This window comes from Photorhabdus akhurstii (assembly GCF_019090985.1).
In the GTDB taxonomy this organism is placed as follows: domain Bacteria; phylum Pseudomonadota; class Gammaproteobacteria; order Enterobacterales; family Enterobacteriaceae; genus Photorhabdus; species Photorhabdus akhurstii.
Genome location: NZ_CP020335.1, coordinates 1,639,015 through 1,665,350, shown reverse-complemented (window position 1 = coordinate 1,665,350; position 26,336 = coordinate 1,639,015). Strand labels below are relative to the sequence as shown.

Below are 26,336 nucleotides of genomic sequence, written 5' to 3'. Positions count from 1 at the left end.
TTGATATTGAATTAAATATTAATTAAATACGAGGTCATATATAACATGTTGATATACCCAAACCCCATCAATTCTTCCGTGGAAACTTGCCTCACCACCATTTTCACCACCCGTCTTTACACCAGCCCCCAGACCAAATGTATGAAAATTATTGAGCGCTTCACCTGAAGTTGATACAGGATTTAATTTTTCGTTGATCAACAAACCATATTTATCACTTTTAAATTCAAGAGTAATGTTATTTTTATCAATAATTTCAACAAGTTTTGAGTGATATCCCGTACAGTGAATCAATAAATCATCACAATTAATACGTTGCATAACTTCGTCACTCGATATTTCTGAGATATTTAAAATAGAAATATTTTTATGTCTTCTTTCTTTAAGTTCTTGAGCAAATACAAAAGAATCATATCTCAAACCTGAATATCGGTTAACCCGCCCACTTAAAGGACAGATATCTTCCTGAGTGAAAGCATAACCGTAAGATTCTGCACTTGCAGGTGAATCAAAGAACAATTTAAAATCTTTATTAACCAGAACATTTATCTTACCAGTAAACTTTAATTGCTCTATCAGCCGAATTAAACAAGAAACAGAACTATGTGACGAACCCAATATTGATATACTTTTTATATCACCTTTATTTATAACCTCATCATAAAAACCTTTAATGAAATCACCTGAGGTAATATTCTTGTTATTATGCAATAACCTGGATTCGTTTGAATTCCCACCTATATTAAACAGTACTTTTCTCGCTGATACAATATAATCTTCATTATTTTTATGATAAGTTATATCATAGTTACCATCTTCATTCTGCTTAATCTTTTTTACTTCCGCATCAGTCAAAACATTAAACCGATCACCATATTTATTTTCCTGAATAAAACGTGCAATTCTCTCCAAATATTGACCGACAAACCTCAATTCAACTGGCTTATCTCTATTGGCACTAAAATGTTCCCACTCCGGTGTTGATCTTATATATTGACTAAGCTCATCATCACAACCGTCAAACTTCTCTAAAAATACACTACCTAAAGAGTTCGCGGTAATTTTATATTTCTTTAATGAACCAGAACCCACTATCTCTGTTTTTTCTAAAATCAGACAATCTTTTATAACTTCATCTTTTAATAAATCCGGGATTAATGAAATATTTGCAGGCCCCGCACCACACATTACCACATCATAAAACTGCTTATTCATTGACAAACCCTAACATTTTTAATGAAATTTGTGTTTCAATCACATTCCCGGCAAACTCATGACGAGTCTGTTTATAACCAAGCGGTTGCCCAGCCAAACCCGCCTTAATAACATCACTATGATTAATTGTTTTACTCTCATTGCGGGAATAAACCAATAGCTCCTTCTCATAATCAAATGCCAGACAAGGAATGCAACTTAATTTTAATGTTTTGGCTAATTCAAGCCGATGATGACCATCAATAACCACATTCGTTGCTTCATCAATCCAGATTGGTTGAGTCCAGAAACCTTCAAATTTAACTTTTTCGATTAACTGCTCGACACGATCAGGGCAATGTAATTCAGTTGGTCTAAGATTTGAGACTTCTTCTAATATTAATTTCATGTTTATCCCTTAGTTTAAACATCCGATAGAAAATTACCAACATCAACACACTTAATATCGCTAATAATTGAAATAACACTCCACCATCAAATAATTGAATAATAGTACCACCAACTAACGGCGATATAGAAAAACCAATACTATAAAGTGACGCTGCACCAAAATATGCGCCACGTAAATCATTTGGCGCCAAACGATCAATAAAAACATTCACACATGGAAACAAAATAGTTTGACTGATACTCATGGTAAAAGCAGCCATATACCACAATAAATAAACATCATAATACTTGAATGAAATAAAGAACATACATTCAGATAAAATGAGTAATACAGACCCTATATTTATTTTCGTTTCCAACTCCATTTTTTGCGTTAACATGGAAAACGGTAACTGCATAACGACAATGGTTATCGCATGTAACATAATAAGCGAAGCAATAAACTCAGCGTACCCATTAAACCCTAATGAGGTAATTAACTGTGGCAAAGTTGAATCAAAATGGCCAAAAATAAACATCATGAGAATATTATTGATAACCAACATTAAAAACACACGGTCATTCAATAAAACCTTTATCGTTCCTTTAAAGTCTTCATTATTTGTTAAGTTGATTTTTATTTTCTTGCCAAATAGGTAAACAGGGATCATAAAAATCACATAGGATACCGAAACAATCAAAAAAGAAATAGAATTAATATCCAGGCTTAATTTTATTCCTAAATAAGGCCCGACTACCGCTCCCGCATTTAGAAATAAATACCTTAAGTACATGGCATTCTCTCTTACCTGCTTTTCCTCAATAATATCACCGATAACGGCTTTTATAGGATTATTCACCAGCGCCCAAGAAATATTCGCTAATAAAGTGCCAATAATAAAACCAGACTGATGTTCAGACAACCATAATATTAAATATGCCAATGAAGATATAAGACATCCAATGATAATTATCTTAGCCCGGCCGACTTTATCAGAGAAGTAACCTGCATAAAAACTTAATATTGATGAAATCGCAATAGATAAAGAGAGAACTAATCCAATCATCGATGCAGTAAAATGAAACTTTGTATATAATATGATGGATATAAAAGGCCATACCATCATTGATGTTGATCTTGTTACAAAAGTCCCCAGAAATAGACCCCATATACATGCCGGTATGGATGTATAATTATTAAGAGAAAAATTTTTCATTGCTATGTTCTTATATTATTTATATTGATATCTTTTAAGCCAATCATTTAAAATACTTATGGAAGTACATAAAACCCACTCTCCCCTACAAAAAATAAAATGTAGAGGAAATCACTAGGATGATCTGTACGATAAAGCAAATCCAATGATATATGATTTATTCTTAATATATTATCAAAACAGATGTTAATTGCAAACGAAATATGACACTTTTGTTACATGTTAAACGTAGATCAAATGCTGGTGATGTTAGTAAGCAACATAATGACATAAGTACTTTGCACTTTAACAGGCAAAAACGCAGGTAAAAAGGGCCTTTAATCTCAGATAGATACCTTTCAGTTCAATCTTTATCTATTCAAATAGCAATCAAAACTCAGCTTAATCTAATCCCAAAATAAACTGTAATATTATATTCAAAGTGAAATAGATAAATAAAATTGTATTTTAGTTTAATAGCTAAACTCTGGTGGGGATAATTATTATTTATAGATTTATATGAAGCCATCTGAGATTAAAACTGGAAACTATTTCACAGGCCCAAAATATTCAATAACTAAAATTGGGATTAGTAATGAGTTTATTCTTTAATTTCCTTAATGAGAGTAATGGTATATTCAAACCAAGAGAACTGTCTTATCATCTCAACTCATTTGATACTAACTATGAAGGATTACTCGCGATGGGTACCTGGCTTATCTATGCCTTATTATCAGCGTTTACTGCCGCTTTGGTCGCTATCTTCGGAAAAATCGGTTTGCAAAATCTTGATGCCAATACAGCAACAGCAATACGCGCAGTCATTATGGCGTTGTTTCTTGTCGGCGTCGTTGTAGTACAGGGAAAATTAAATCTGGTTAGTGAAGTGCTGGCAAATCGCAAGGCGTTGCTTTTTATCGTTTTAAGCGGTGTGGCGGGGGCATTGTCATGGCTGTTCTACTTTCTGGCAATCAGAAACGGCAATGTTTCTCAGGTTGCCCCGATTGATAAACTCAGTGTCGTGTTTGCTGTTATCTTGGCCGTTATCTTATTTGGTGAAAAGATATCATTTATGGCCGCAGGTGGTGTTGCACTGATCACTGCCGGCGCATTAATGGTTGCCTTGGGCTGAAAAATAAAAAATCCGCAAAAGCCATTTCACCATTGCGGATTCTTTTTAATCGAATAAAAGATCAACCTGCGGCAAAAACCTGGTTAACGATATCCAGTGCTTCCTGCTCAATTTTCTGCCGGTGCTCAGGACCAAGGAGGCTTTCACAATAAATTTTGTAGGCTTCTTCTGTCCCCGATGGGCGAGCGGCAAACCAGCCGTTTTCTGTTATCACTTTTAAGCCGCCTATTGACGCTCCGTTACCAGAAGCTTTTGTCAACCGGGCTGTGATTGGATCACCAGCAAGCTTATCCGCTTTCACCATTTCTGGTGATAACTTGGCTAATAATGCCTTCTGCTGATAAGTTGCCGACGCCTGAATACGGCTATAACTTGGCGTACCGAAGCGAACCGCCAACTTATTGTAATGCTGCTGCGGATTTTCCCCCGTTACCGCAGTCATCTCTGCCGCCAGTAAACACAAGATAATCCCATCTTTATCTGTAGACCACGGCGTACCATCAAAACGCAGGAAAGAAGCTCCTGCGCTCTCCTCTCCGCCAAAGCCCAACTCACCTTTATATAGACCGTCAACAAACCACTTAAAACCTACGGGTACTTCCACCAATTTACGACCAAGATCGGAGACAACCCGATCAATCATGGCACTAGATACCAATGTTTTACCTATCGCAACACTTTCTGACCATTGCGGACGATGGCGGAATAGGTAATCTATCGCAGTTGCCAGATAGTGGTTCGGATTCATCAAACCGGCAGGAGTGACAATACCGTGGCGGTCGTAATCAGGATCGTTTGCAAAAGCCAAATCAAACTTATCGCGCATGGCTAACAAACCCGCCATTGCCCAAGGGGACGAGCAATCCATACGAATGACGCCATCATGATCCAAGTGCATAAAACGGAATGTCTGATCGACTTGATCGTTAACCAACGTCAGATCCAAATTGTAGCGCTCACCGATACGCTGCCAAAATGCAATGCCAGAACCCCCTAAAGGATCAATACCAATTTTCAGCCCGGCCTGTTGGATAGCAGCCATATCAACCACATCGCCCAACGCGCTAACATACGGCTCAACTAAATCCTGCTGATGCAAATATTCACTGCTCAACACCTGAACAAATGGCAAGCGTTTAATGCCTTTCAGACCTTCTGCAAGCAACTCATTCGCACGACGTTCTATAATTGCTGTCAAATCCGTATCTGCCGGGCCGCCATCAGGTGGGTTATATTTAATCCCTCCGTCTTCTGGTGGATTATGGGAAGGGGTAATAACAATCCCGTCAGCCAACGCTTTCCCCAAGCGGTTATAACAAAGGATGGCATGAGAAATCGCAGGTGTTGGCGTAAATCCATTATTTTCCTGCACAATCACGTTCACGCTGTTAGCCGTTAACACTTCCAATACGGAAATAAATGCCGATTCTGATAAAGCATGGGTATCTTTACCCACATAACAAGGGCCATTAATTCCCCGTTGCTTGCGAACTTCTGCAACAGCCTGAGTAATTGCCAGAATATGCGCCTCATTAAAACTGTGACGCTGAGAACTGCCACGATGACCGGATGTACCAAATTTAACCTTATGCTCAGAGTTCTCCGGCTGAGGATGTAAGGTGTAATACTGTGATGTAAGCTGCGCTACATTTATCAGATCACTTTGGCGGGCAATCTGTCCCGCACGCGGATGATTTACCACTTTAAATCTCCCCTGGACAAGAGCTGCGCTGCACTTTGTGTCAGCACAGCCTTAATCAGTTAAATCGTGCCACATACCTTGTCGATAAAATTGGCTGAGAATTTCATATCCTGCATAATTTGCTCAACCATATTACGCTTACGATCAGTATTGGTGTTAGTAATCACCCAAAAAGGTGTGCCCGGAATGTGACGAGGTTTAGTTTGTTTACCACTGGCGAGTAATGTCTGTTGATCGCCAGCAAAATAAACGCGGGTACGACCATGCATAGCATCAGTCGTCTGGGAAAAACTTTCACTGTTCAAGCTATATAATGTAGATAAGATCAACATAAAACGCTCAACAGATTTTTTCTTATCAGAATAGTCATCTGAAAGTAACAATTCACGCATCACACGGACAGAATCACGCTGGCGGGCTACCGGCGCTTTCTCCACGGCACTGATAGGCTGTGCATTTTGTACTGGCTGTTCGGCGTTAAATTTCAACATTCGCCGTAAAATATCAGATGCACTTTCACCAATATGTTGTGTGTGGCTGGCAATATAGCGGTAAAGGTCTTCATCAACTTCTATCGTTTTCATTTCTATCCAGTACTGTTCTAAATAAAAAATTTTGACAGATTATAAAGTATAAAAAGAGAAAACAAAACAATTAAAATTTCAATAACTTAAAAGTATTTAAACATGAAAAACAGCATAATAAAATATCCACTTTTCATTTAAAATAAATCAATCAGTTACATAAATATTGTGAATATAAATCTCATTATCATGTTAAAGACTTCCCACAAGCCGGGGAATAAATCATCGCTATATTGCAGAAAGTTTTTATGATGATAGTAAAGAATGTCACAAAACCTATTTATTCATTGTAAAGTGTCATATCAATCTTTTAATACCACCTATTTAATCGTTGATAATCACATAATGATTTATTCTGATATTACACCCAGATAATGATAAAACCTGGTTGCAACATTGCCGACAATAAATTTAATCAAGGGAGATTAAGCAGCGAAGGGGAAAATTGATTATAGACGGTAAAACAGTTTAAATTCATGGAGATGTCTGTTTATTGCTATTAAATCTTTACAGGAAATGCATTTTAGTAAATTACACACCTTTTATTTAAATATAATATTTACCACTTGCCAAAATAAATCGTAACCATATAAATTATATGAAAAAATTGGCAATGTTATTATTATTCCATTTTATAGCATTAAGATTTTAAACTAAAATTCCATATCCTGTTTTCAATGTGAATTATAGATACAACAACCCCCAATTAATTGTATAAATCATAATATCTATTATTTAAATTTATTCCCATAAATTCAAAACAATATTATTAAACCAAGATTTCATATAAATACTAGAAAATAAAATAGATTTCCATAGCTTTCAACATTAATATACAGTTGAAATGGTGATGTTTTATAAAATTTCAGTCAGATATATACAATCATTAATTTTGAAATGTATATATCTGCCTTTATAATTTAATCAATAAGTGAAAGTTGTTGTCGTAAATAGGTACCTGAACCTAATAATCCTGGTTGTGGATGAGTAATCAAATAAACAGGAATCTGTTGTACTAATGTTTTAAAACGCCCTTTATCTTCAAATCCATGAAGAAAGTTCGATTGCTTAAAGAACTCAAGGAATCGCGGCACTATACCACCGGCGATATACACACCACCAAAAGTCCCCATATTTAACGCCAAATTTCCGCCAAATCGCCCCATAATTTCACAAAATAGTGTCAAGGCACGATGGCAATATTGACAACTTTCATCCAATGCTCGTTGCGTCACGGTTTCTGGTTCTAAATCTTCCGGCTGACGATGATCCAAGATAGCAATCGCCTGATAAAGGTTTACCAACCCACTACCGGACAAGATTCTTTCTACCGAAACATGCCCAAATTTACGCCGTAAAACGGCCAATATCGCATCTTGTTCTTCACTATTCGCTGCAAAATCTACATGACCACCTTCACCAGGCAAACTTACCCATTGCTTGTCTACTTTGATCAAATGAGCTACGCCAAGGCCAGTCCCCGCCCCGTAAACCGCTATCGGTTTGTCTTTAACCGCTTCTCCTCCGCCTAATTGAACCTTGTGTTCTTCTGTCAGCATTGGAATAGCCATAGATACAGCCGTGAAGTCATTGATCACATCTAATTTTTCTAGCCCAAGCGTCTGTTTCAGCTCACTAATCGAAAATGCCCATTGGTGATTGGTCATTTCTACCCAGTCACCATTTATCGGGCAAGCAATAGCGATACATGCATAAGTCACTACTGTTTTTTGCTCCGCCAAATAGTGATTGATAATAGACTCTAATCCTGTGTATTGTTTTGCACTATATGTTTCGATCCGCTCAATCGCCCCATTTTCCAAATTGCAAAGTGCTAATCTGGCATTAGTACCACCGATATCAGCAACAAATCCGTAGAAATTCATTTTTATATCCTAATAATTTGCCAGTACAACAATTAGGTAAAGCTTATCCCATCTGGCATTATTGGTATAGATCGTTTAACTATCTGATAATATCGTCCATTTAGCATGAGTACCCCGCATGTTGATATTTTGTGCTTTAGGGGATAGATTGATTATGTTAGTTGGAGAGTAACGCGCTAAAACCAAGGCTACCAACCTTACGAATAGCATAGAAGAAAAACCACCCTATTTAAGGGTCAATGTAAAAAAACCAACCTCACCAGTTGGTTTTTTACATTTATATACTATGCAGTTAAGGCTATATGGTTAAGCAGCCTTATGACGTTTATTGGATTTTCTTTTTTCACTTCTCATTGCTTTGCTGTGAGCCTCGGCGAGCACCCGTTTTTTCTCACTATTGGCAAAACGATTTAAAACTTGTCTGATTAATGGCTGGTAGCCTAAGCCATTAAGGTCAGCTATCATTTTCAAATCTTCAATCAGAGACCGATTTAATCTGATTGAAATGGGCTGTAACTCCAGCGCTTCGTTAATCAGATCTTCTGTTACATCATCAGATACTTTAACGTGAGCTTCACTACAACCAAGCTCACTGTTCTCCCATGCTTCATCAATGGAAGCTATCAGGTTATTTGCTCGCTTATCAGTTTGTTTGCTCATTTCTCTGTTCCTAGACCATATTTTTTGTAGATTCTCAATTCATCTTCGTTAGGTGCATAAGCTGACCTTATTCAACAGGTGGGTTTTTACCTGCTAATTTCAATCTGATGTTTGATGATATCAAGAGCTTCATGTGCTTTGGCGTTTTTAACTCATGGTTAATCTGTATATACACAAAATGATGAAGCTCATGCTAAGAATATTGATACTATTCTGCAATTTCACAGCATAAATACAGCACACGAGAATCTAGCCGTGGTAATAAAATTACTAAAAGATGAGGTGTAACATGAGTTTTTTTGACGAATTAAAAGCATCCCTAGAAGAAGCAGTTGAAATTAAACAAGGTAATAAAGCCGCAGAATGTGTGACCCGATACGAAGTTGCCGACGTTAAAGCCATCCGTGCTCAACTTAACATTTCACAGGCAGAGATGGCGGAGGCTTTAGGCACTAGCCTTGATACAAGCGTCAAAATCCGACAGGACTAGCGACAAAGGTGTTAGCTATCAATCCAAGAAAGCCCTAATTTCTATAGGGCCCTGGCGACGCATTGATTAGCCGGTGTGCCGTACAAGTACTAAAGTTACTTACCACATCTTGGCTCTACCTGTTTCCAAGAGGCCATAGTTTGAGTGTTCGCATTACTCATGACTTTTTTTACTGCGGGCCAGCGCTCACGCGCTGTTGTCTCGCTTCGCTCGGCTCGAACCTGCGACCAATTGATTAAAAGTCAACTGCTCTACCGACTGAACTAACAACCTGACTGTAGGAAAACTATTCTGATTGAATCTTTTGAGATGGTGGGTCGTGCAGGATGACTCGGCCTACGGCCTCGCCCTGCGGGCCAGCGCTCACGCGCTGTTGTCTCGCTTCGCTCGGCTCGAACCTGTGACCAATTGATTAAAAGTCAACTGCTCTACCGACTGAACTAACAACCTGACTGTAGGAAAAATATTCTAATTGCGTCTTTTGAGATGGTGGGTCGTGCAGGATGACTCGGCCTACGGCCTCGCCCTGCGGGCCAGCGCTCTCGCGCTGTTGTCTCGCTTCGCTCGGCTCGAACCTGTGACCAATTGATTAAAAGTCAACTGCTCTACCGACTGAGCTAACAACCTGACTGTAGGAAAAATATTCTAATTGCGTCTTTTGAGATGGTGGGTCGTGCAGGATGACTCGGCCTACGGCCTCGCCCTTCGGGCCAGCGCTCTCGCGCTGTTGTCTCGCTTCGCTCGGCTCGAACCTGTGACCAATTGATTAAAAGTCAACTGCTCTACCGACTGAGCTAACAACCTGACTGTAGGAAAAATATTCTAATTGCGTCTTTTGAGATGGTGGGTCGTGCAGGATGACTCGGCCTACGGCCTCGCCCTTCGGGCCAGCGCTCTCGCGCTGTTGTCTCGCTTCGCTCGGCTCGAACCTGTGACCAATTGATTAAAAGTCAACTGCTCTACCGACTGAGCTAACAACCTGACTGTAGGAAAACTATTCTGATTGAATCTTTTGAGATGGTGGGTCGTGCAGGATGACTCGGCCTACGGCCTCGCCCTTCGGGCCAGCGCTCACGCGCTGTTGTCTCGCTTCGCTCGGCTCGAACCTGTGACCAATTGATTAAAAGTCAACTGCTCTACCGACTGAGCTAACAACCTGACTGTAGGAAAAATATTCTAATTGCGTCTTTTGAGATGGTGGGTCGTGCAGGATGACTCGGCCTACGGCCTCGCCCTTCGGGCCAGCGCTCACGCGCTGTTGTCTCGCTTCGCTCGGCTCGAACCTGTGACCAATTGATTAAAAGTCAACTGCTCTACCGACTGAGCTAACAACCTGACTGTAGGAAAAATATTCTAATTGCGTCTTTTGAGATGGTGGGTCGTGCAGGATTCGAACCTGCGACCAATTGATTAAAAGTCAACTGCTCTACCGACTGAGCTAACGACCCATCTATAGGAAAACTACTCTAATTGCGTCTTTTGGAATGGTGGGTCGTGCAGGATTCGAACCTGCGACCAATTGATTAAAAGTCAACTGCTCTACCGACTGAGCTAACAACCTGACTGTAGGAAAAATATTCTAATTGCGTCTTTTGAGATGGTGGGTCGTGCAGGATTCGAACCTGCGACCAATTGATTAAAAGTCAACTGCTCTACCGACTGAGCTAACGACCCATCTATAGGAAAACTACTCTAATTGCGTCTTTTGGAATGGTGGGTCGTGCAGGATTCGAACCTGCGACCAATTGATTAAAAGTCAACTGCTCTACCGACTGAGCTAACGACCCATACCAAATAGATGTGATACCGCCTGAAACAATCTTAATGAAGTGGTGGGCGATACCAGATTCGAACTGATGACCCCCTCCTTGTAAGGGAGATGCTCTACCAACTGAGCTAATCGCCCACTTCAATAACTATTGCTGCTTCTATACCACTGAATTTATGATTGGTGGGCGATACCAGATTCGAACTGATGACCCCCTCCTTGTAAGGGAGATGCTCTACCAACTGAGCTAATCGCCCAATCATAAAATCTTTTTTATCACAACGAGATGGTGGGCGATACCAGATTCGAACTGATGACCCCCTCCTTGTAAGGGAGATGCTCTACCAACTGAGCTAATCGCCCCGTCGTGATGGGGTCGCATTATAGGGATAGTTCAGAATGAGTCAACGCTTTTTCTAGAGAAAAATATCGTTCGTCTCAAAATTAAACAAGGGTGAGATAATTATCGTCACTATAGGGTACAGTTTAGACAAATACACTGACTTTTCTCAACAACTCCCCGTTAACAGCATTGAGGAATTAAGGTGCAGTGATAAAATAGCCCCCCTCTTTTATTACTTTAAATCACCGATAACGTTCATTGAAAAGTGAAACGTAATTAAGGCAATCCCCAATGAGTAAAATCAAAACCCGTTTCGCACCAAGCCCAACCGGCTATCTCCATGTTGGCGGTGCTCGTACCGCACTTTATTCCTGGTTATATAGCCGCCATAACAAAGGCGAATTTGTATTGCGTATCGAAGATACTGACCTTGAACGCTCAACTCAGGAAGCTATCAATGCCATTATGGACGGTATGAACTGGTTAAATCTGAATTGGGATGAAGGCCCTTATTATCAGACGAAACGTTTTGATCGCTATAATCAGGCTATCGATCAAATGCTGGAGCAAGGAAGCGCTTATCGCTGCTATTGTTCTAAAGAGCATCTGGAAGAATTGCGTGAGACTCAAATGGCAAATGGCGAGAAACCACGTTATGACGGCCGTTGCCGTGATAATTCATGTCAACATAACCCAGATCAGCCCCATGTTGTCCGTTTCCGCAATCCACAGGAAGGTTCTGTTGTTTTTAATGATCGTATCCGCGGCCCCATTGAGTTCAGCAATCAGGAGCTTGATGATCTGATTATCCGTCGTACCGATGGCTCACCAACGTATAATTTCTGTGTTGTTATCGATGACTGGGATATGGAGATCACTCATGTCATCCGCGGTGAAGACCATATTAATAATACACCTCGTCAAATTAATATTCTGAAAGCACTCGGCGCTCCCGTACCAGAATATGCGCACGTTTCTATGATCCTCGGTGATGATGGTAAAAAATTGTCCAAACGTCACGGCGCAGTGAGCGTGATGCAATACCGTGATGATGGCTACCTGCCAGAAGCACTGCTGAATTATCTGGTTCGTCTGGGTTGGTCGCATGGTGATCAAGAAATTTTCAGCATTGAAGAAATGACTGAGTTGTTCAGCCTGGATGCTATCAATAAATCCGCCAGCGCATTCAATACAGAAAAACTGCAATGGCTGAACCATCACTATATTAATACCCTGCCTCCAGAGAAAGTTGCCGTTCATCTAGCATGGCACATGGAGCAACAAGGTATTGATACCCGTAATGGTCCACAGTTGGTTGATCTGATTAAATTACTGGGCGAACGCTGCAAGACTCTGAAAGAGATAGCCGAATCTTGCCGCTACTTCTATGAAGATTTTGCTGAATTTGATGCCGATGCAGCGAAGAAACATTTGCGCCCAGTCGCCCGTCAACCTCTTGAAGTTGTCCGTGCGAAGCTGACTTCAATTACTGACTGGACGCCAGAAAATGTTCATCATGCCATTCAATCCACCGCTGATGAGCTGGAAGTCGGTATGGGTAAAATCGGTATGCCATTGCGGGTTGCGGCTACCGGTGCAGGTCAATCCCCAGGTGTGGATGTCACTATTCACGCTATCGGGCAAACTCGTACTTTATCCCGTATTAATCAAGCGCTGGAGTTCATTGCTCAACGCGAAACTCAATCTTAATTAATGCATCAAAGGCATCACTTACTACAGGTGATGCCTTTCTGTTTTCCAAAAATCCTATTTAATTGCTACCTCTTTATCACTTTCCCAAACACCTTCTATTTCACTTCAATCCATTGCTCAACCTCTGTTTTGTTAATTGATCATAAAATTGATGGCTTTTTCAACGCTCGTTGTGAGAATGATAAGTTAGCCGTTGACAGTATTTGCAGGGTTTCATATTATGCGCCCCGTTCCATTAATTTTGATTGGGGCTATAGCTCAGCAGGGAGAGCGCTTGCATGGCATGCAAGAGGTCAGCGGTTCGATCCCGCTTAGCTCCACCAAATCCTTTATATTGAGATAAGGTATTTGGTACTAAAATTAGGAAATACCACGCTCGTGGGGCTATAGCTCAGCTGGGAGAGCGCTTGCATGGCATGCAAGAGGTCAGCGGTTCGATCCCGCTTAGCTCCACCAAAATTATCAGGCCCTGAAAGCCATGCTTTCAGGGCCTTTTGGTTATTCCCATTCATAACCACCATCATCGATTAAAAAACAAACGCCAACCTTGGCTAGCCTTTTTTCAATGGTTTCACCAACGAATCCAGTCCTTCTAGTTTTATTGCTAAAGTTATCTCCATCAGCGCACCCAATTTACCTTGTGGAAATTCCCCCTTACGAGCGAACCACAATAAATACTCTTCCGGTAAGTCAATGAGCATACGCCCTTTGTATTTACCAAACGGCATTGCAGTATTAGCAATTTCTATCAGGTTCTCTTTTTCCATAATTTACACATCTATAAGGAGAAATAGGTGAAAGGGAATCTGCACCATTCATGATGCAATATTCCACGATAAAACATCATCTTTTACAGTACTAAACCGGCAATAGCCGCAGACAAGAAACTGACAAGCGTTGAACCAAATAGTAGTTTCAAACCAAAGCGGGAAACGACATTACCCTGTTTCTCATTCAAGCCTTTAATCGCACCGGCCACAATCCCAATGGAAGAGAAGTTAGCAAAAGAAACCAGGAATACCGACAAAATACCCTGTGAACGAGGAGAAAGTTCTGTCGCAACGGATTGTAAGCTGTGCATTGCCACAAATTCGTTAGCAACCAATTTGGTTGCCATGACGCTACCAACCCGTAATGCTTCATCTGTGGGAATTCCAATTACCCAAGCAAATGGATAAAACACGTAGCCGAGCATCTCCTGAAAACTCTTTTCAAACACCATGCTGAACAAAGCATTAATAGCCGCAATCAGGGCAATGAAACCAATCAACATAGCAGCAACAATGAGGGCCACTTTAAAACCCGCCAAAATATATTCACCTAGCATTTCGAAAAAACTTTGGCCTTCGTGAAGATTGCTCATCTGAATATCCTCTTCACTATCAACAGCATAAGGATTAATCAGCGATAGGATGATAAAGGTACTGAACATATTAAGCACCAATGCCGCTACAACATATTTAGGCGCTAAAATTTGCATGTAAGCCCCAACGATCGACATAGAAACCGTTGACATTGCAGTCGCAGCCATCGTGTACATGCGACGCTCAGACATTTTTCCCAGTACGTCTTTATAAGCAATAAAGTTTTCAGACTGCCCAAGTATCAGAGAACTGACCGCGTTAAATGATTCCAGTTTACCCATACCGTTGACTTTAGACAGCAGAGTACCAATAACCCGGATGATAATTGGCAATAGTTTGATATGCTGCAAAATACCAATCAGCGCAGAAATAAAGATAATCGGACACAATACATTCAGAAAGAAGAATGCTAGTTTTGCATCCATCATGCCGCCAAAAATGAATTCAGTTCCTTCACCCGCATATTTCAGTAAATGCTCAAACAACCCGGCAAATCCCATGACAAATTCCTGACCAACACCAGAATTCAGGAAAAACCAAGCCAAAATAAGCTCAATAACAAGCAATTGAATAACATAACGAGGACGAATACTTTTACGGTCATTACTTGTCAAAATAGCAAGGCCGCCAATGACAATCAAAGCTAAGAAGAAATGCAGGATCTGAGACATATCACACTCCAAACACGATAGAAAGCGAGTTTTTATCAACGCATTCTATGCAATAAAAGGCGATCAAATAAGAATATACCCGTTATCTTTCAAGTCGCCTCTTTGTTGGCTGCACTCGCTCACCCCGGTCACATAGTTATCTATTGCTCCCGGGGATTCACTCCCTTGCCGTCGCGATGCATCTTAAAATCCATAGGGTATAGATATCACATTAGACTGAAATAATTCTTACTGTAAATCTTTACTTAATGTGTCTGATCACATTTTTAGCTGAATCGAATAAGATAAGCTTTAAAAATACCTTAACAACATATGACTGATTATTGAGAAAAACTCTCAATAATCAGTATATAAACAAAAAGTTATTCACCCAATAAACGGATCATTTCTTCTTCATCAATAACCGGAATATTCAACTCATTAGCTTTAGCTAATTTTGAACCGGCAGCTTCACCCGCAATCACCAAATCTGTTTTCTTAGAAACGCTGCCCGTCACTTTTGCCCCAAGTGCAACAAGTTTAGCTTTGGCTTCATCCCTGGATAACTGATGCAATGAACCTGTCAGCACAACTGTTTTACCCGAAAATGGGCTGTCAATTTTCTCAGCTTTCGTTACAACGACCGGTTCCCAGTCGATACCGATATTATCAATCAGATCGTCAATAACTGCTTGGTTATGGGGTTCATTGAAGAAGTTAACGACATGTTTTGCCACCACTTCGCCAACATCTTGAACCTCTTTCAATGCTTCCTCATCAGCGGAACGTAATTTATCCAGTTCGCCAAAGTGAGCAGCCAAATTAGCAGCGGTCGCTTCCCCAACTTCACGGATACCCAACGCATAAAGGAAACGGGCAAAGGTGGTTGCTTTCGCTTTTTCCAACGCATCTACCACATTCTGGGCAGATTTCGGCCCCATGCGATCAAGCCCAGTCAACTTGCCTGCCGTCAGCCTGAAAAGATCGGCCGGGGTTTCGACATACTCTTTATCCACCAGCTGATCGATAATCTTTTCTCCCATGCCGTCAACATCCATCGCCCGACGGGAAACAAAATGCCTAAGCGCCTCTTTACGCTGAGCGCCACACACCAATCCCCCCGTACAACGCGCTACAGCCTCCCCTTCAATCCTTTCAATGTCTGCCCCACATACCGGGCAATGTTCAGGGAAAACAACTTCATTACTGTCCTGCGGCCTTCTCTCTTCCAAAACACCGACAACTTGTGGAATCACATCTCCAGCACGGCGGATAATAACCGTATCGCCAATCCGCAAACCTAAACGTTCAATCTCATCCGCATTGTGCAATGTTGCATTACTGACAGTCACACCAGAGACCAATACTGGCTCCAGACGTGCTACCGGCGTTATCGCGCCAGTACGACCAACCTGAAACTCAACATCACGAACAATCGTCATTTGCTCTTGAGCGGGAAACTTGAACGCCGTTGCCCAACGTGGCGCACGAGCGACAAAGCCTAATGTTTCCTGTAATTCCAGCGAATTAACTTTGACAACGACACCATCGATATCAAACCCCAATGCGGAACGCTGGTTTACGATATCATGATAAAAATCAATAACCTGTTGACTATCGGTACACACTTTAACTTTATCGCTGACCGGCAATCCCCATTTCTTAAACTGTATCAATCGCTCGTAGTGACTAGCTGGTAATTCTCCCCCCTCCAATACGCCAACACCATAACAGAAGAAAGCCAATGGGCGTTTAGCCGTAATACGGGGATCGAGCTGACGCAACGAGCCAGCCGCCGCATTACGTGGGTTAGCAAATACTTTTGCCCCCGTGCGACGCGCCTCCTCATTCAGTTTCTCAAACCCTTTTTGCGGCATGAAAACTTCACCGCGAATCTCAATACGCGCTGGAATATTTTCGCCGAATAGACGCAGGGGAATTGCACAGATAGTCCGTATATTTGATGTAATATTTTCCCCGGTTGTACCATCACCGCGGGTTGCAGCCCGTACCAACTCACCATGTTCATACAACAGGCTGACCGCCAAACCATCCAGTTTCAGCTCACAGCACACCACTAAATCCTGAGTCTCTTTCAGACGGTCACGCACCCGCTTATCAAACGCCAGATAACTCTCTTCATCAAATACGTTATCCAGTGACAACATCGGAATTTCATGGCGGACTTGTTCAAAAGCCGTCAGAGGAGCAGCCCCAACCCGCTGCGTTGGTGAATCTGATGTAATCAACTCAGGATACTGTTCTTCAAGATCCTTCAATTCCTGCATTAACCGATCATATTCTGCATCAGGGATCTCTGGCGCATCCATGACGTGATACAGATATTCATGATGACGCAGTGTTGTTCTGAGCTTTTCTATTTGTTGAGCCGTTGATTTCATGATTTATAACCAGCGATAAAAAGCCCCCGGCTGGCGGAGGCTTGAACATTCGATAATTGATTATACCTGAACACCAAGTGTGCTGCGAATACGCGCTTTATACAATTCGATTTTTTGCGGTGTTAGCATTTTCCGCTCATCATCAAGCACCACGCCCCCAACATCAGAGGCAATACGCTGAGCTGCCTGTAACATCAGTTTAAAATTCTGATTAGATTCTCCGTAAGAAGGGACTACCATAAACATGGAAATCCCCGGAGTTGTAAAATCAGCCATTGTTTCAGGATTAAATGAACCCGGTTTCACCATATTTGCCAAACTAAACAGTACCGGGCCACTACCTGATGGGTTCACGTGACGGTGAAAAATCTGCATTTCCCCAAACTGGAAGCCAGATTGCAGAATACTTTGCAGCAAGGGTTCACCATTCAATGCCTGGCCGTGATGTGCTGCTACGTGAAGAACCAAAACGATTTCTTTCACTTTGGTCTGAGTTTCTTTTTCGCCAACCGCCTCCTGAGACTTTTCTTCAATCGCAGATCTGTTTTTTTCAGGCTCACTCTGCTCTTCGAATTCAAACAGACCGAGTTGGGGTTCCGGTTCTTCTATGGCTGCCCTTCTCGCTGTCGTTTCAGGCTGACGGCCCGTCAGCAACGGGTCATCGCTTTCTTCAAGCGTTGCAGCATCAATTTCAGTCAACTTTTGCTGACGGCGCTCGATAGCTGGCTCAGCTTTATACTCCTGATGAGATTTCACCTGTTTATGGGCATAAGGCTTTTGCTGATTGCTGAACGCTTCATCGTCACTGTCATCGACGAAACTGTTCTGACGATCATGTTTATGACGTTTGACTGGGCGATCACGAAAAAGCGAAGAACGCTCTTTACGGCTGGTCCACAACCCATGTAACAGCAAAGCTATTATTGCTATCGCACCAACAATGATTAATATCAGACGCAAATCCTGCATCATTGCTATCTCTGTTGTTTAATTAAGTATGCCACCACGGCGGAATATTTTCTGTATTAACTGTATTTGTCAAATAACACAAGTGCAAGCTTATACACACTTTTCTTATCAGAAAGATGCCTAATAAGCCCCTTTTGCGTTCTTTTTATACAGAACAATACTAGTCAGTCGAAAATCCTACCTATATGATAGCGTTTCAATCACACAGGAGAGAATAGGAAGTATGCTGAATTTGACAAAATTGCCCAAAAATTTGAGCGGCTTTCAGTATTTGATGCAAGGTTGCAAATTAATTACTCGCTCAGGCATTAAAAGATTTGTCCTATTGCCTTTGTTGGCAAATATTTTGTTTCTCGGCGGTTCATTTTGGTGGCTCTATCAGAAACTGGAGAACTGGATCCCTTGGATAGTGAGCAAAGTACCGGATTGGATGCAATGGCTCAGTTATATTTTATGGCCGATGGCCGTGCTCTCTGTTTTGCTGATTTTTACTTACTTATTCAGCACAATAGCGAATTTTATCGCAGCGCCATTCAATGGTCTGCTAGCAGAAAAACTGGAAGCGGATTTAACAGGAATCCCCGCACCGGATACCGGCGTTATAGCACTCTTCAAAGATGTTCCACGTATCCTAAAACGGGAATTAACCAAGCTATGCTACTATATTCCACGCGCTCTGGTCTTATTGTTACTCTATTTTATTCCTGTTATCGGGCAAACTGTCGCGCCTGTGCTCTGGTTTATTTTCAGTGCCTGGATGCTATCAATTCAGTATTGTGATTATCCCTTTGATAACCACAAAGTCAGTTTTCCAACAATGCGTAGCGCTCTTCGCCAAAACAAAATAATTAATCTGCAATTTGGCGCAACAGTGAGTATTTTAACCATGATACCCATTGTCAATTTGGTGATTATGCCTATTGCCGTATGCGCGGCGACAGCAATGTGGGTCGATCGCTATCGAGATCAACACGTCTCTCGTATTATGCCATGATATTCATTTAAGTTATTCTTTTAGACAATAAAAATATATTTAAGTTATATTTCCATTAACCGGTTGTTGGCGTATTGTTGACCGGATATCACTAAAGGGAGTTGAAAGACGAGTATGAGTAAAATTTACGAAGATAATTCTTTGACTATTGGTCGTACCCCGTTAATTCGCCTAAAACACTTTGGCAATGGGCGTATTCTGGCAAAAGTAGAATCCCGTAACCCAAGTTTTAGTGTAAAATGTCGCATTGGTTCCAACATGATTTGGGATGCTGAAAAACGCGGTATCCTAAAACCGGGACAAGAATTAATAGAACCCACCAGTGGTAACACTGGAATAGCGCTTGCGTATGTCGCCGCCGCTCGGGACTATAAATTAACGCTGACAATGCCAGAAACCATGAGTATTGAACGCCGCAAGCTCTTGAAAGCATTGGGTGCTCAGTTGATACTGACGGAAGGCGCTAAAGGAATGAAAGGCGCCATTGAGAAAGCTAACGAGATTAAAGCTAGCGATCCCGACCGCTACATTATCCTGCAACAGTTCAGTAATCCGGCTAACCCGGAAATCCATGAAAAAACTACAGGCCCGGAAATCTGGGAAGATACAGACGGTGAAGTGGATGCATTTGTTTCCGGTGTAGGGACCGGCGGTACACTAACAGGCGTTACCCGTTACCTGAAAAACACCAAAGGTAAAAATGTCACCGCGGTTGCCGTAGAACCCGAAGAATCACCCGTCATCAGCCAGACTCTGGCCGGTGAAGAAGTGAAACCTGGTCCCCATAAGATTCAAGGTATTGGCGCGGGTTTTATTCCAGATAACCTTGATTTGAAACTGGTTGATCGCGTTTTCAAAATCAGTAGCGAGGAAGCAATTAAAACCGCACGTGAAATCATGGTGAAAGAGGGCATTCTGGTAGGTATTTCCTCTGGTGCCGCCGTTGCGGCAGCGGTAAAACTTTCTCAGGAACCGGAATATAAAGACAAAAATATCGTTGTCATTCTGGCTTCATCAGGTGAACGCTATTTAAGCAGCCCACTGTTTACTGACTTGTCTGATGAATAAAAGTTTTTAAGTAAGTTACTTAGATTTATTGATAAAAAAGCACCTAAATGGTGCTTTTTCTGTGTGGTAGATCAAACTTTTTCACTTTGCCAGATGATTTCTTACAATGGGTCTAGTATTTAACCAATAATAATTATTTCGATGCTCGAAATTAATTAACAGGAGTAGTAGTTTCAGTTAAGTAGTTCCGCGATCTATCTTTACTTCAAACTATCAATCAGAAGCATCGGAAAGAACAATTTTTTTGATAATGAATAAAAATTTTTATTACATTATCAACCTGAGAGTCTATCTCAGTAGACGTCATTAGTGCTGTTTATTCTTACCAGTAAAAGTAAATACAGACAGCACACATGGCCCGGAAGTTATGGGTCGTACTAAAGAGCGTTCAGAGGCTATTTAGCGCTTTTGCCAGAACATTACTCAGTTCGCTCTTTAGGTAAATAAAATCGTCTTACATGGGATAGGCAGTGAATAAACACTCAAGTTAAAATTTGTCCATTACAAATTCTTAACTTACATAGCAAAAATCTAAGTTATTGAGGAAACGTTATGTTCCAGCAAGAAGTCACTATTACTGCGCCAAATGGCCTACACACCCGTCCCGCGGCACAGTTTGTTAAAGAAGCTAAAAGTTTCTCCTCCGACATTACACTGACTTCCGGTGGTAAAACTGCCAGTGCCAAAAGCCTGTTTAAGCTACAAACTTTGGGACTTACTCAAGGCACTGTAGTGACTATTTCTGCTGAAGGCGAAGATGAGCAAAAAGCAATCGAGCATCTGGTTAAACTGATGGCAGAACTGGAATAATTTTCCATTGACCACTTAATTTTCCGTTGACCACTAAGCCAGTCAAGATTCAGAGATTGTGAATATACCCTATGGATTTCAAGATGCATCGCGACGGCAAGGGAGTGAATCCCCGGGAGCATAGCAAACTATGTGACCGGGGTGAGCGAGCGCAGCCAACAAAGAGGCAACTTGAAAGATGACGGGCATAAACAGGTATTCACTTAGCCGTTCCTCATCCCCGGATAAACTTTTATCTGGGGATGTCAGTTTAAATGCATGTCCTAAAACAGCAAACCATCTGCGGGCTGGCTCTTTAAAGAATAATTATTAGTAGTTAGGTAACATCATGATTTCAGGCATATTAGTATCACCAGGCATCGCTTTCGGTAAAGCTCTATTACTGAAAGAAGACCCAATTATTGTCAATCAGAAAAAAATCAGTCAAGAGCAAGTCGAACAAGAAATTTTCCATTTCAAGCAAGGCCGTGAAAAAGCTTCATCCCAGCTAGAAATCATCAAGAATATAGCCGCAAAAAACCTCGGAGAAGAAAAAGCTGAAATCTTCGAAGGACATATCATGCTATTGGAAGATGAAGAACTTGAGCAAGAAATTATTTCGTTAATCAAAAACGATTTCAGAACTGCGGATGCCGCAGTCTATTCCGTTATTGAAACTCAGGCCCAAGCCCTTGAAGAATTGGATGATGAATACCTGAAAGAACGTGCCACAGACGTGCGTGATATCGGTAAACGCTTATTGAAAAACATTCTGGGTATGCCCATTGTTGATCTTGGCTCAATTTCAGAGGAAGTCATTCTGGTTGCCAACGACCTGACTCCATCGGAAACCGCACAACTTAATCTGGAAAAAGTACTCGGTTTTATTACCGATTTAGGTGGCCGAACTTCCCACACGTCAATCATGGCCCGCTCTCTTGAACTGCCAGCGATCGTGGGTACCACCCAAGCGACAACAACCATCCAGAATGGCGATTATCTAATCCTGGACGCGGTAAATAATCACATTTATATCAATCCATCTGATGCGGAAATTGAACAGCTAAAAAAGACCAAAAACGAATATCTGGCGGAAAAAACTGAACTTGCAAAGTTGAAAGATCTCCCGGCGATGACTCTCGATGGCCATCAGGTTGAAGTCTGTGCCAATATCGGTACCGTCCGTGATGTGATTGGCGCTGAGCGCAATGGCGCCGAAGGCGTCGGTTTATACCGTACAGAATTTCTGTTTATGGATCGTGATGCGCTGCCAACAGAAGAAGAACAATTCCAAGCTTATAAAGCTGTTGCCGAAGCAATGGGCAGTCAGGCGGTTATTATACGTACGATGGATATCGGTGGTGATAAAAATCTACCCTATATGAATCTACCGAAAGAAGAGAATCCATTCCTTGGTTGGCGTGCAATTCGTATTTGCCTTGATCGAAAAGAGATCTTACATTCTCAGTTACGTGCTATCTTACGTGCATCTGCTTTCGGTAAACTACGCATTATGTTTCCAATGATTATTTCTGTAGAAGAAGTACAGGCACTGAAAGCAGAACTTGAATTGCTGAAAGGTCAGCTTCGCGAAGAAGGTAAAAAATTCGATGAAGCGATCGAAGTGGGGGTGATGGTAGAAACACCAGCTTCCGCAGTTATTGCTCATCACCTGGCAAAAGAAGTTGACTTTTTCAGTATTGGGACAAACGATCTAACTCAGTATACTCTTGCTGTAGACCGCGGTAACGAGTTGATTTCTCATCTTTATAACCCGATGCTACCAGCAGTATTGAGCCTGATTAAGCAAACCATTGATGCTTCACACGCTGAAGGTAAATGGACGGGGATGTGTGGCGAGCTTGCAGGCGATGAACGTGCTACATTGTTGCTATTAGGCATGGGGCTGGATGAGTTTAGTATGAGTGCGATTTCTATTCCCCGCATCAAGAAAATCATTCGTAATACGCGTTACGAAGATGCAAAAGCGCTAGCTGAGCAAGCACTTTCTCAGTCTACCGCTCAGGGGTTGATAGAATTGGTTGATACCTTCATCAAAGAAAAAACACTTTGCTAACAATATCGGTTAAAACGCGGTCCAGTATAAACAATTAGGAGAAGATTCATGGGTCTGTTTGATAAACTGAAATCTCTAGTTTCAGATGATAAAAAAAACAGCGGCACTATTGAAATTATCGCACCTTTATCTGGTGAGATTGTCAATATTGAAGATGTTCCAGATGTTGTTTTCGCCGAGAAAATTGTGGGCGACGGTATCGCTATAAAACCCGCCGGCAATAAAATAGTCGCGCCAGTTGATGGAACAATCGGTAAAATATTTGAAACCAACCATGCATTTTCTATCGAATCGGACAGCGGTATTGAGCTATTTGTCCATTTTGGTATTGATACGGTTGAACTTAAAGGCGAAGGCTTTAAGCGTATTGCTGAAGAAGGTCAGCGTGTACAAAAAGGTGATTTAGTTTTAGAGTTCGATCTTAAACTCCTTGAAGAAAGAGCAAAATCAACCCTGACGCCTGTTGTTATTTCCAACATGGATGAGATTAAAGAGTTATCCAAGTTGAGCGGTTCTGTCACTGTTGGTGAAACCCCCATTATGCGGATTAAAAAGTAGCGACACTAAACTGTCACAATACCACTTTCATCTTAAAAACGGCCGACAATCACGGCTGTTTTTTTATCCTTTATCTTCGATTTACCTCATCTTCCAGTGAAAATTGGCTAATGTGAGCAGAGCTTGCCGCCTCTTTTACTCTACTCACGCTATACCCGTTATCTTTCAAGTTGTCTCTTTGTTGGCTGCACTCACTCACCCCGGTCACATAGTTACCTATGCTCTCGGGGATTCGCTCCCTTGCCGTCGCGATCCATCTTGAAATCCATAGGGTATAAATAATATAACCAGATTAATTAAATACTCCAGTAGAAAGATATCTGTCGCCTCGGTCACAGATAATGGCAACAATGACAGAACCTGGATTTTGTGCTGCAACACTTAATGCTCCAGCAACAGCACCGCCGGAACTGACCCCACAGAAAATTCCTTCTTTCTTAGCTAATAAACGCATGGTATCTTCAGCTTCCTGCTGAGTGATATCCAGCACTTGATCAACTAACTCCTTGCGGAAAATGCCAGGCAAATAAGCCGGCGACCAACGGCGAATACCTGGAATATGGCTATCCGCCGCCGGCTGTAAGCCAATAATCTGTACACTATTAGATTGGCTTTTTAAATAGCGGCTAACACCGGTAATGGTTCCCGTCGTTCCCATACTGGAAACAAAATGCGTAATACGCCCTTGCGTCTGTTGCCAAATTTCAGGTCCTGTCGTCGTAAAATGCGCTAAAGGATTATCCGGGTTATTGAATTGATCAAGAACTTTACCTTCGCCATCACGCTCCATTTGCTGAGCTAAATCACGTGCGCCTTCCATGCCCATTGCTCTACTCACCAAAATCAGTTCTGCACCATAAGCTCGCATAGAAGCCTGACGCTCAAGGCTCATATTATCAGGCATCAATAATTTAAGATGATAACCTTTTACTGCGGCAATCATTGCCAACGCAATACCCGTATTTCCGCTAGTGGCTTCAATCAACACGTCACCGGGAGAAATTTCACCGCGCAATTCAGCCTGCTGAATCATTGATAGCGCTGTTCTGTCTTTTATCGAGCCGGCCGGATTATTACCCTCAAGTTTTACCCATATTTCCACCCCTAGCTTATCGGTGATTCGTTGTAATTTTATCAGCGGGGTATTACCTATAAAATGTTCCAAGCTTGCCACAGCTATTACCCAAATTTTATTTAATAGAACAGCGAAATAACCATATTCAGACACATATCGCAAGACCTTAAATAAAAAATGCCCATCCCTGGCGGTAAGGAGATGAGCAAAATGGTACCAACCAAATCTTAAGTAATTATCAAGCAGTTTGGGCTAAACTCAGTGTTTGCAATTGTTTATCGCCCGCATATAAACGTGCTTCAGTGCCACCAATAAAATAACGGCTTCCTCTTGTAGGTACTGAAGTTTCATCAAACCAAATAACAGCAACCGACTCATGATGCCAACCTAGAGGCTGGACCGAAAGCTGCCAGAAATGCCCTCTAGGACTGACCTCAGTCACTTGTACCGGCAACGGGCTGGAAGGTGTCGGTTGCGAGTTCATCATGATATCCCACGGACGTAGGAATACATCGACATTCCCCTGATGGATTGGCGTCACATTGAGAGGTAAGTGCTGTCCGCCAATCAATAGCTGCGAGCCTTTAATCTCACCATTAAAATGATTGACCTCCCCTAGAAACTCCATCACAAAACGGCTTGCCGGATAACGCCATACCTCTTGTGGCGTAGCGACCTGTTCAATATTCCCTTGTCTCATGACAACAACCCGGTCAGCCACTTCCATCGCTTCTTCCTGATCGTGAGTGACAAAGACACTGGTAAATTTAAGTTCTTCATGGAGTTGGCGTAGCCAACGGCGTAATTCCATTCTTACCTGCGCATCCAGTGCGCCAAACGGTTCATCAAGTAATAGAATTTGTGGTTCAACAGCCAATGCTCTTGCCAATGCTACCCGCTGCTTTTGCCCACCAGAAAGTTGCGATGGATAGCGTTCAGCAAGATGCGTTAATTGCACCATCTCCAGCAACTCCATAACCTTACGGCGGATAGCCGCCATATTCGGACGCTTACGTCGTGGCAGTACTGTCAACCCAAAAGCAACGTTATCAAACACGGTCATATGCCGAAACAGTGCATAATGCTGAAATACGAATCCAACTTGCCGATCTTTAGCATGCATACGGCTAACATCTTGCCCGTGGAAACTCAGTTTCCCCTCGGTTTGTTGTTCCAGACCAGCAATAATCCTCAACAAAGTTGTTTTACCGGAGCCTGACGGACCAAGCAGAGCAATCATTTCTCCAGAAAAAATATTCAGAGTGACATCGCTCAGAACCTGAGTCCGACCAAAATATTTACTGATATTGTTAATTTCAATACTCATATTCT

At 41.7% G+C, this 26,336-nt stretch carries 20 protein-coding genes, 9 tRNA genes, 6 other RNA genes and 1 pseudogene; 10 read left to right on the top strand and 26 right to left on the bottom strand.

The features are described from left to right. Positions 1 to 18: 18 nt before the first annotated feature. Genes B0X70_RS07155 through B0X70_RS07145 form a run of 3 tightly spaced genes read right to left on the bottom strand, consistent with a single transcriptional unit; the run spans position 19 to position 2,801 of the window. Complete coding sequence (locus tag B0X70_RS07155; RefSeq protein WP_217471192.1) at positions 19 to 1,215, bottom strand: hypothetical protein; 1,197 nt, start codon at positions 1,213 to 1,215, stop codon at positions 19 to 21. Then, positions 1,208 to 1,603, bottom strand: a complete 396-nt coding sequence (locus tag B0X70_RS07150; RefSeq protein ID WP_036782494.1) for a ParB N-terminal domain-containing protein — start codon at positions 1,601 to 1,603, stop codon at positions 1,208 to 1,210. The genes B0X70_RS07155 and B0X70_RS07150 overlap by 8 nt, the downstream gene beginning before the upstream one ends. Further along, positions 1,569 to 2,801 (bottom strand): MFS transporter, encoded by a 1,233-nt coding sequence (locus B0X70_RS07145; RefSeq protein WP_036782497.1) that lies wholly within the window; start codon positions 2,799 to 2,801, stop codon positions 1,569 to 1,571. Before B0X70_RS07145 ends, B0X70_RS07150 begins: the two co-directional genes overlap by 35 nt. 682 nt (positions 2,802 to 3,483) lie before the next feature. Here B0X70_RS07145 and B0X70_RS07140 point away from each other — a divergent pair. Further along, positions 3,484 to 3,912 (top strand): EamA family transporter, encoded by a 429-nt coding sequence (locus B0X70_RS07140; RefSeq protein WP_036812956.1) that lies wholly within the window; start codon positions 3,484 to 3,486, stop codon positions 3,910 to 3,912. 61 nt (positions 3,913 to 3,973) lie between these two features. Here B0X70_RS07140 and pgm read toward each other — a convergent pair whose 3' ends face one another. The 4 genes from pgm to B0X70_RS07120 all read right to left on the bottom strand — a co-directional run bounded on the left by pgm (position 3,974) and on the right by B0X70_RS07120 (position 8,744). Further along, positions 3,974 to 5,614 carry a phosphoglucomutase (alpha-D-glucose-1,6-bisphosphate-dependent) gene (pgm, locus tag B0X70_RS07135; RefSeq protein ID WP_217471191.1) on the bottom strand — a complete coding sequence of 547 codons (1,641 nt, stop codon included), beginning with the start codon at positions 5,612 to 5,614 and terminating at the stop codon, positions 3,974 to 3,976. Positions 5,615 to 5,673: 59 nt separating this feature from the next. Next, positions 5,674 to 6,198, bottom strand: coding sequence for a replication initiation negative regulator SeqA (seqA, locus tag B0X70_RS07130; protein WP_036782502.1), 525 nt, complete (start codon positions 6,196 to 6,198; stop codon positions 5,674 to 5,676). Between the two features lie 920 nt (positions 6,199 to 7,118). After that, complete coding sequence (glk, locus tag B0X70_RS07125; RefSeq protein ID WP_217471190.1) at positions 7,119 to 8,084, bottom strand: glucokinase; 966 nt, start codon at positions 8,082 to 8,084, stop codon at positions 7,119 to 7,121. Between the two features lie 306 nt (positions 8,085 to 8,390). Beyond that, complete coding sequence (locus tag B0X70_RS07120; protein WP_217471189.1) at positions 8,391 to 8,744, bottom strand: hypothetical protein; 354 nt, start codon at positions 8,742 to 8,744, stop codon at positions 8,391 to 8,393. Positions 8,745 to 9,033: 289 nt separating this feature from the next. Between B0X70_RS07120 and nadS the strand changes: the two are divergent. Further along, positions 9,034 to 9,300: pseudogene (gene nadS / locus B0X70_RS07115) on the top strand (NadS family protein). A 141-nt stretch (positions 9,301 to 9,441) separates the two neighbouring features. Here nadS and B0X70_RS07110 read toward each other — a convergent pair. The 13 genes from B0X70_RS07110 to B0X70_RS07050 form a co-directional block, all read right to left on the bottom strand. Next, positions 9,442 to 9,500: transfer RNA gene (locus tag B0X70_RS07110), tRNA-Lys, on the bottom strand. 44 nt (positions 9,501 to 9,544) lie between these two features. Continuing rightward, a non-coding RNA gene (locus tag B0X70_RS07105) (RtT sRNA) lies at positions 9,545 to 9,677 on the bottom strand. A 44-nt stretch (positions 9,678 to 9,721) separates the two neighbouring features. Beyond that, positions 9,722 to 9,854: non-coding RNA, RtT sRNA (locus B0X70_RS07100), on the bottom strand. 44 nt (positions 9,855 to 9,898) lie between these two features. Then, positions 9,899 to 10,031, bottom strand: a non-coding RNA gene (locus B0X70_RS07095) — RtT sRNA. 44 nt (positions 10,032 to 10,075) lie between these two features. Further along, a non-coding RNA gene (locus B0X70_RS07090) (RtT sRNA) lies at positions 10,076 to 10,208 on the bottom strand. A 44-nt stretch (positions 10,209 to 10,252) separates the two neighbouring features. Beyond that, a non-coding RNA gene (locus B0X70_RS07085) (RtT sRNA) lies at positions 10,253 to 10,385 on the bottom strand. Positions 10,386 to 10,429: 44 nt separating this feature from the next. After that, a non-coding RNA gene (locus tag B0X70_RS07080) (RtT sRNA) lies at positions 10,430 to 10,562 on the bottom strand. 44 nt (positions 10,563 to 10,606) lie between these two features. Then, positions 10,607 to 10,682: transfer RNA gene (locus tag B0X70_RS07075), tRNA-Lys, on the bottom strand. Between the two features lie 150 nt (positions 10,683 to 10,832). Beyond that, positions 10,833 to 10,908: transfer RNA gene (locus B0X70_RS07070), tRNA-Lys, on the bottom strand. 37 nt (positions 10,909 to 10,945) lie between these two features. After that, a tRNA-Lys gene (locus tag B0X70_RS07065) sits at positions 10,946 to 11,021 on the bottom strand. A gap of 43 nt (positions 11,022 to 11,064) precedes the next feature. After that, a tRNA-Val gene (locus B0X70_RS07060) sits at positions 11,065 to 11,140 on the bottom strand. Between the two features lie 43 nt (positions 11,141 to 11,183). Next, positions 11,184 to 11,259 (bottom strand) — tRNA-Val (locus B0X70_RS07055). A gap of 30 nt (positions 11,260 to 11,289) precedes the next feature. Next, positions 11,290 to 11,365: transfer RNA gene (locus B0X70_RS07050), tRNA-Val, on the bottom strand. 271 nt (positions 11,366 to 11,636) lie between these two features. Here B0X70_RS07050 and gltX point away from each other — a divergent pair. The 3 genes from gltX (at position 11,637) to B0X70_RS07035 (ending at position 13,514) form a co-directional block, all read left to right on the top strand. Next, complete coding sequence (gene gltX / locus B0X70_RS07045; protein WP_214040078.1) at positions 11,637 to 13,055, top strand: glutamate--tRNA ligase; 1,419 nt, start codon at positions 11,637 to 11,639, stop codon at positions 13,053 to 13,055. A gap of 250 nt (positions 13,056 to 13,305) precedes the next feature. Beyond that, a tRNA-Ala gene (locus B0X70_RS07040) sits at positions 13,306 to 13,381 on the top strand. Between the two features lie 57 nt (positions 13,382 to 13,438). Continuing rightward, a tRNA-Ala gene (locus B0X70_RS07035) sits at positions 13,439 to 13,514 on the top strand. A 95-nt stretch (positions 13,515 to 13,609) separates the two neighbouring features. On the opposite strand, the gene B0X70_RS07030 is transcribed toward B0X70_RS07035, so the two are convergent. From B0X70_RS07030 to zipA, 4 genes are all read right to left on the bottom strand, one after another. Then, entirely contained in the window at positions 13,610 to 13,825 is a 216-nt protein-coding gene (locus tag B0X70_RS07030; RefSeq protein WP_036812801.1) for a DUF3820 family protein, read from the bottom strand. A gap of 83 nt (positions 13,826 to 13,908) precedes the next feature. After that, complete coding sequence (locus tag B0X70_RS07025; RefSeq protein WP_217471188.1) at positions 13,909 to 15,093, bottom strand: NupC/NupG family nucleoside CNT transporter; 1,185 nt, start codon at positions 15,091 to 15,093, stop codon at positions 13,909 to 13,911. Positions 15,094 to 15,455: 362 nt separating this feature from the next. Then, a complete protein-coding gene (gene ligA, locus B0X70_RS07020) occupies positions 15,456 to 17,474 on the bottom strand; it encodes an NAD-dependent DNA ligase LigA (RefSeq protein WP_217471187.1) in 2,019 nt (672 codons plus the stop codon). A 60-nt stretch (positions 17,475 to 17,534) separates the two neighbouring features. Next, positions 17,535 to 18,446, bottom strand: a complete 912-nt coding sequence (zipA, locus tag B0X70_RS07015) for a cell division protein ZipA (protein WP_105399238.1) — start codon at positions 18,444 to 18,446, stop codon at positions 17,535 to 17,537. Between the two features lie 250 nt (positions 18,447 to 18,696). On the opposite strand from zipA, the gene cysZ reads away from it, so the two are divergent. From cysZ to crr, 5 genes are all read left to right on the top strand, one after another. Further along, positions 18,697 to 19,437, top strand: coding sequence for a sulfate transporter CysZ (gene cysZ / locus B0X70_RS07010; protein WP_217471695.1), 741 nt, complete (start codon positions 18,697 to 18,699; stop codon positions 19,435 to 19,437). A gap of 114 nt (positions 19,438 to 19,551) precedes the next feature. Beyond that, a complete protein-coding gene (cysK, locus tag B0X70_RS07005) occupies positions 19,552 to 20,505 on the top strand; it encodes a cysteine synthase A (RefSeq protein ID WP_046397729.1) in 954 nt (317 codons plus the stop codon). A 552-nt stretch (positions 20,506 to 21,057) separates the two neighbouring features. After that, positions 21,058 to 21,315, top strand: a complete 258-nt coding sequence (ptsH, locus tag B0X70_RS07000) for a phosphocarrier protein Hpr (RefSeq protein WP_021323875.1) — start codon at positions 21,058 to 21,060, stop codon at positions 21,313 to 21,315. 328 nt (positions 21,316 to 21,643) lie between these two features. Further along, complete coding sequence (ptsI, locus tag B0X70_RS06995) at positions 21,644 to 23,371, top strand: phosphoenolpyruvate-protein phosphotransferase PtsI (RefSeq protein ID WP_036782538.1); 1,728 nt, start codon at positions 21,644 to 21,646, stop codon at positions 23,369 to 23,371. A gap of 48 nt (positions 23,372 to 23,419) precedes the next feature. Further along, positions 23,420 to 23,929 (top strand): PTS glucose transporter subunit IIA, encoded by a 510-nt coding sequence (gene crr / locus B0X70_RS06990; protein ID WP_015833547.1) that lies wholly within the window; start codon positions 23,420 to 23,422, stop codon positions 23,927 to 23,929. 292 nt (positions 23,930 to 24,221) lie between these two features. On the opposite strand, the gene cysM is transcribed toward crr, so the two are convergent. Both cysM and cysA read right to left on the bottom strand, forming a co-directional pair. Beyond that, positions 24,222 to 25,103: a cysteine synthase CysM gene (cysM, locus tag B0X70_RS06985; RefSeq protein ID WP_217471186.1), complete on the bottom strand. Its 882-nt coding sequence runs from the start codon at positions 25,101 to 25,103 to the stop codon at positions 24,222 to 24,224. A 139-nt stretch (positions 25,104 to 25,242) separates the two neighbouring features. Continuing rightward, on the bottom strand, positions 25,243 to 26,331 hold the full coding sequence (gene cysA / locus B0X70_RS06980; RefSeq protein WP_036781590.1) for a sulfate/thiosulfate ABC transporter ATP-binding protein CysA: 1,089 nt from the start codon (positions 26,329 to 26,331) through the stop codon (positions 25,243 to 25,245). Positions 26,332 to 26,336 lie beyond the last annotated feature (5 nt).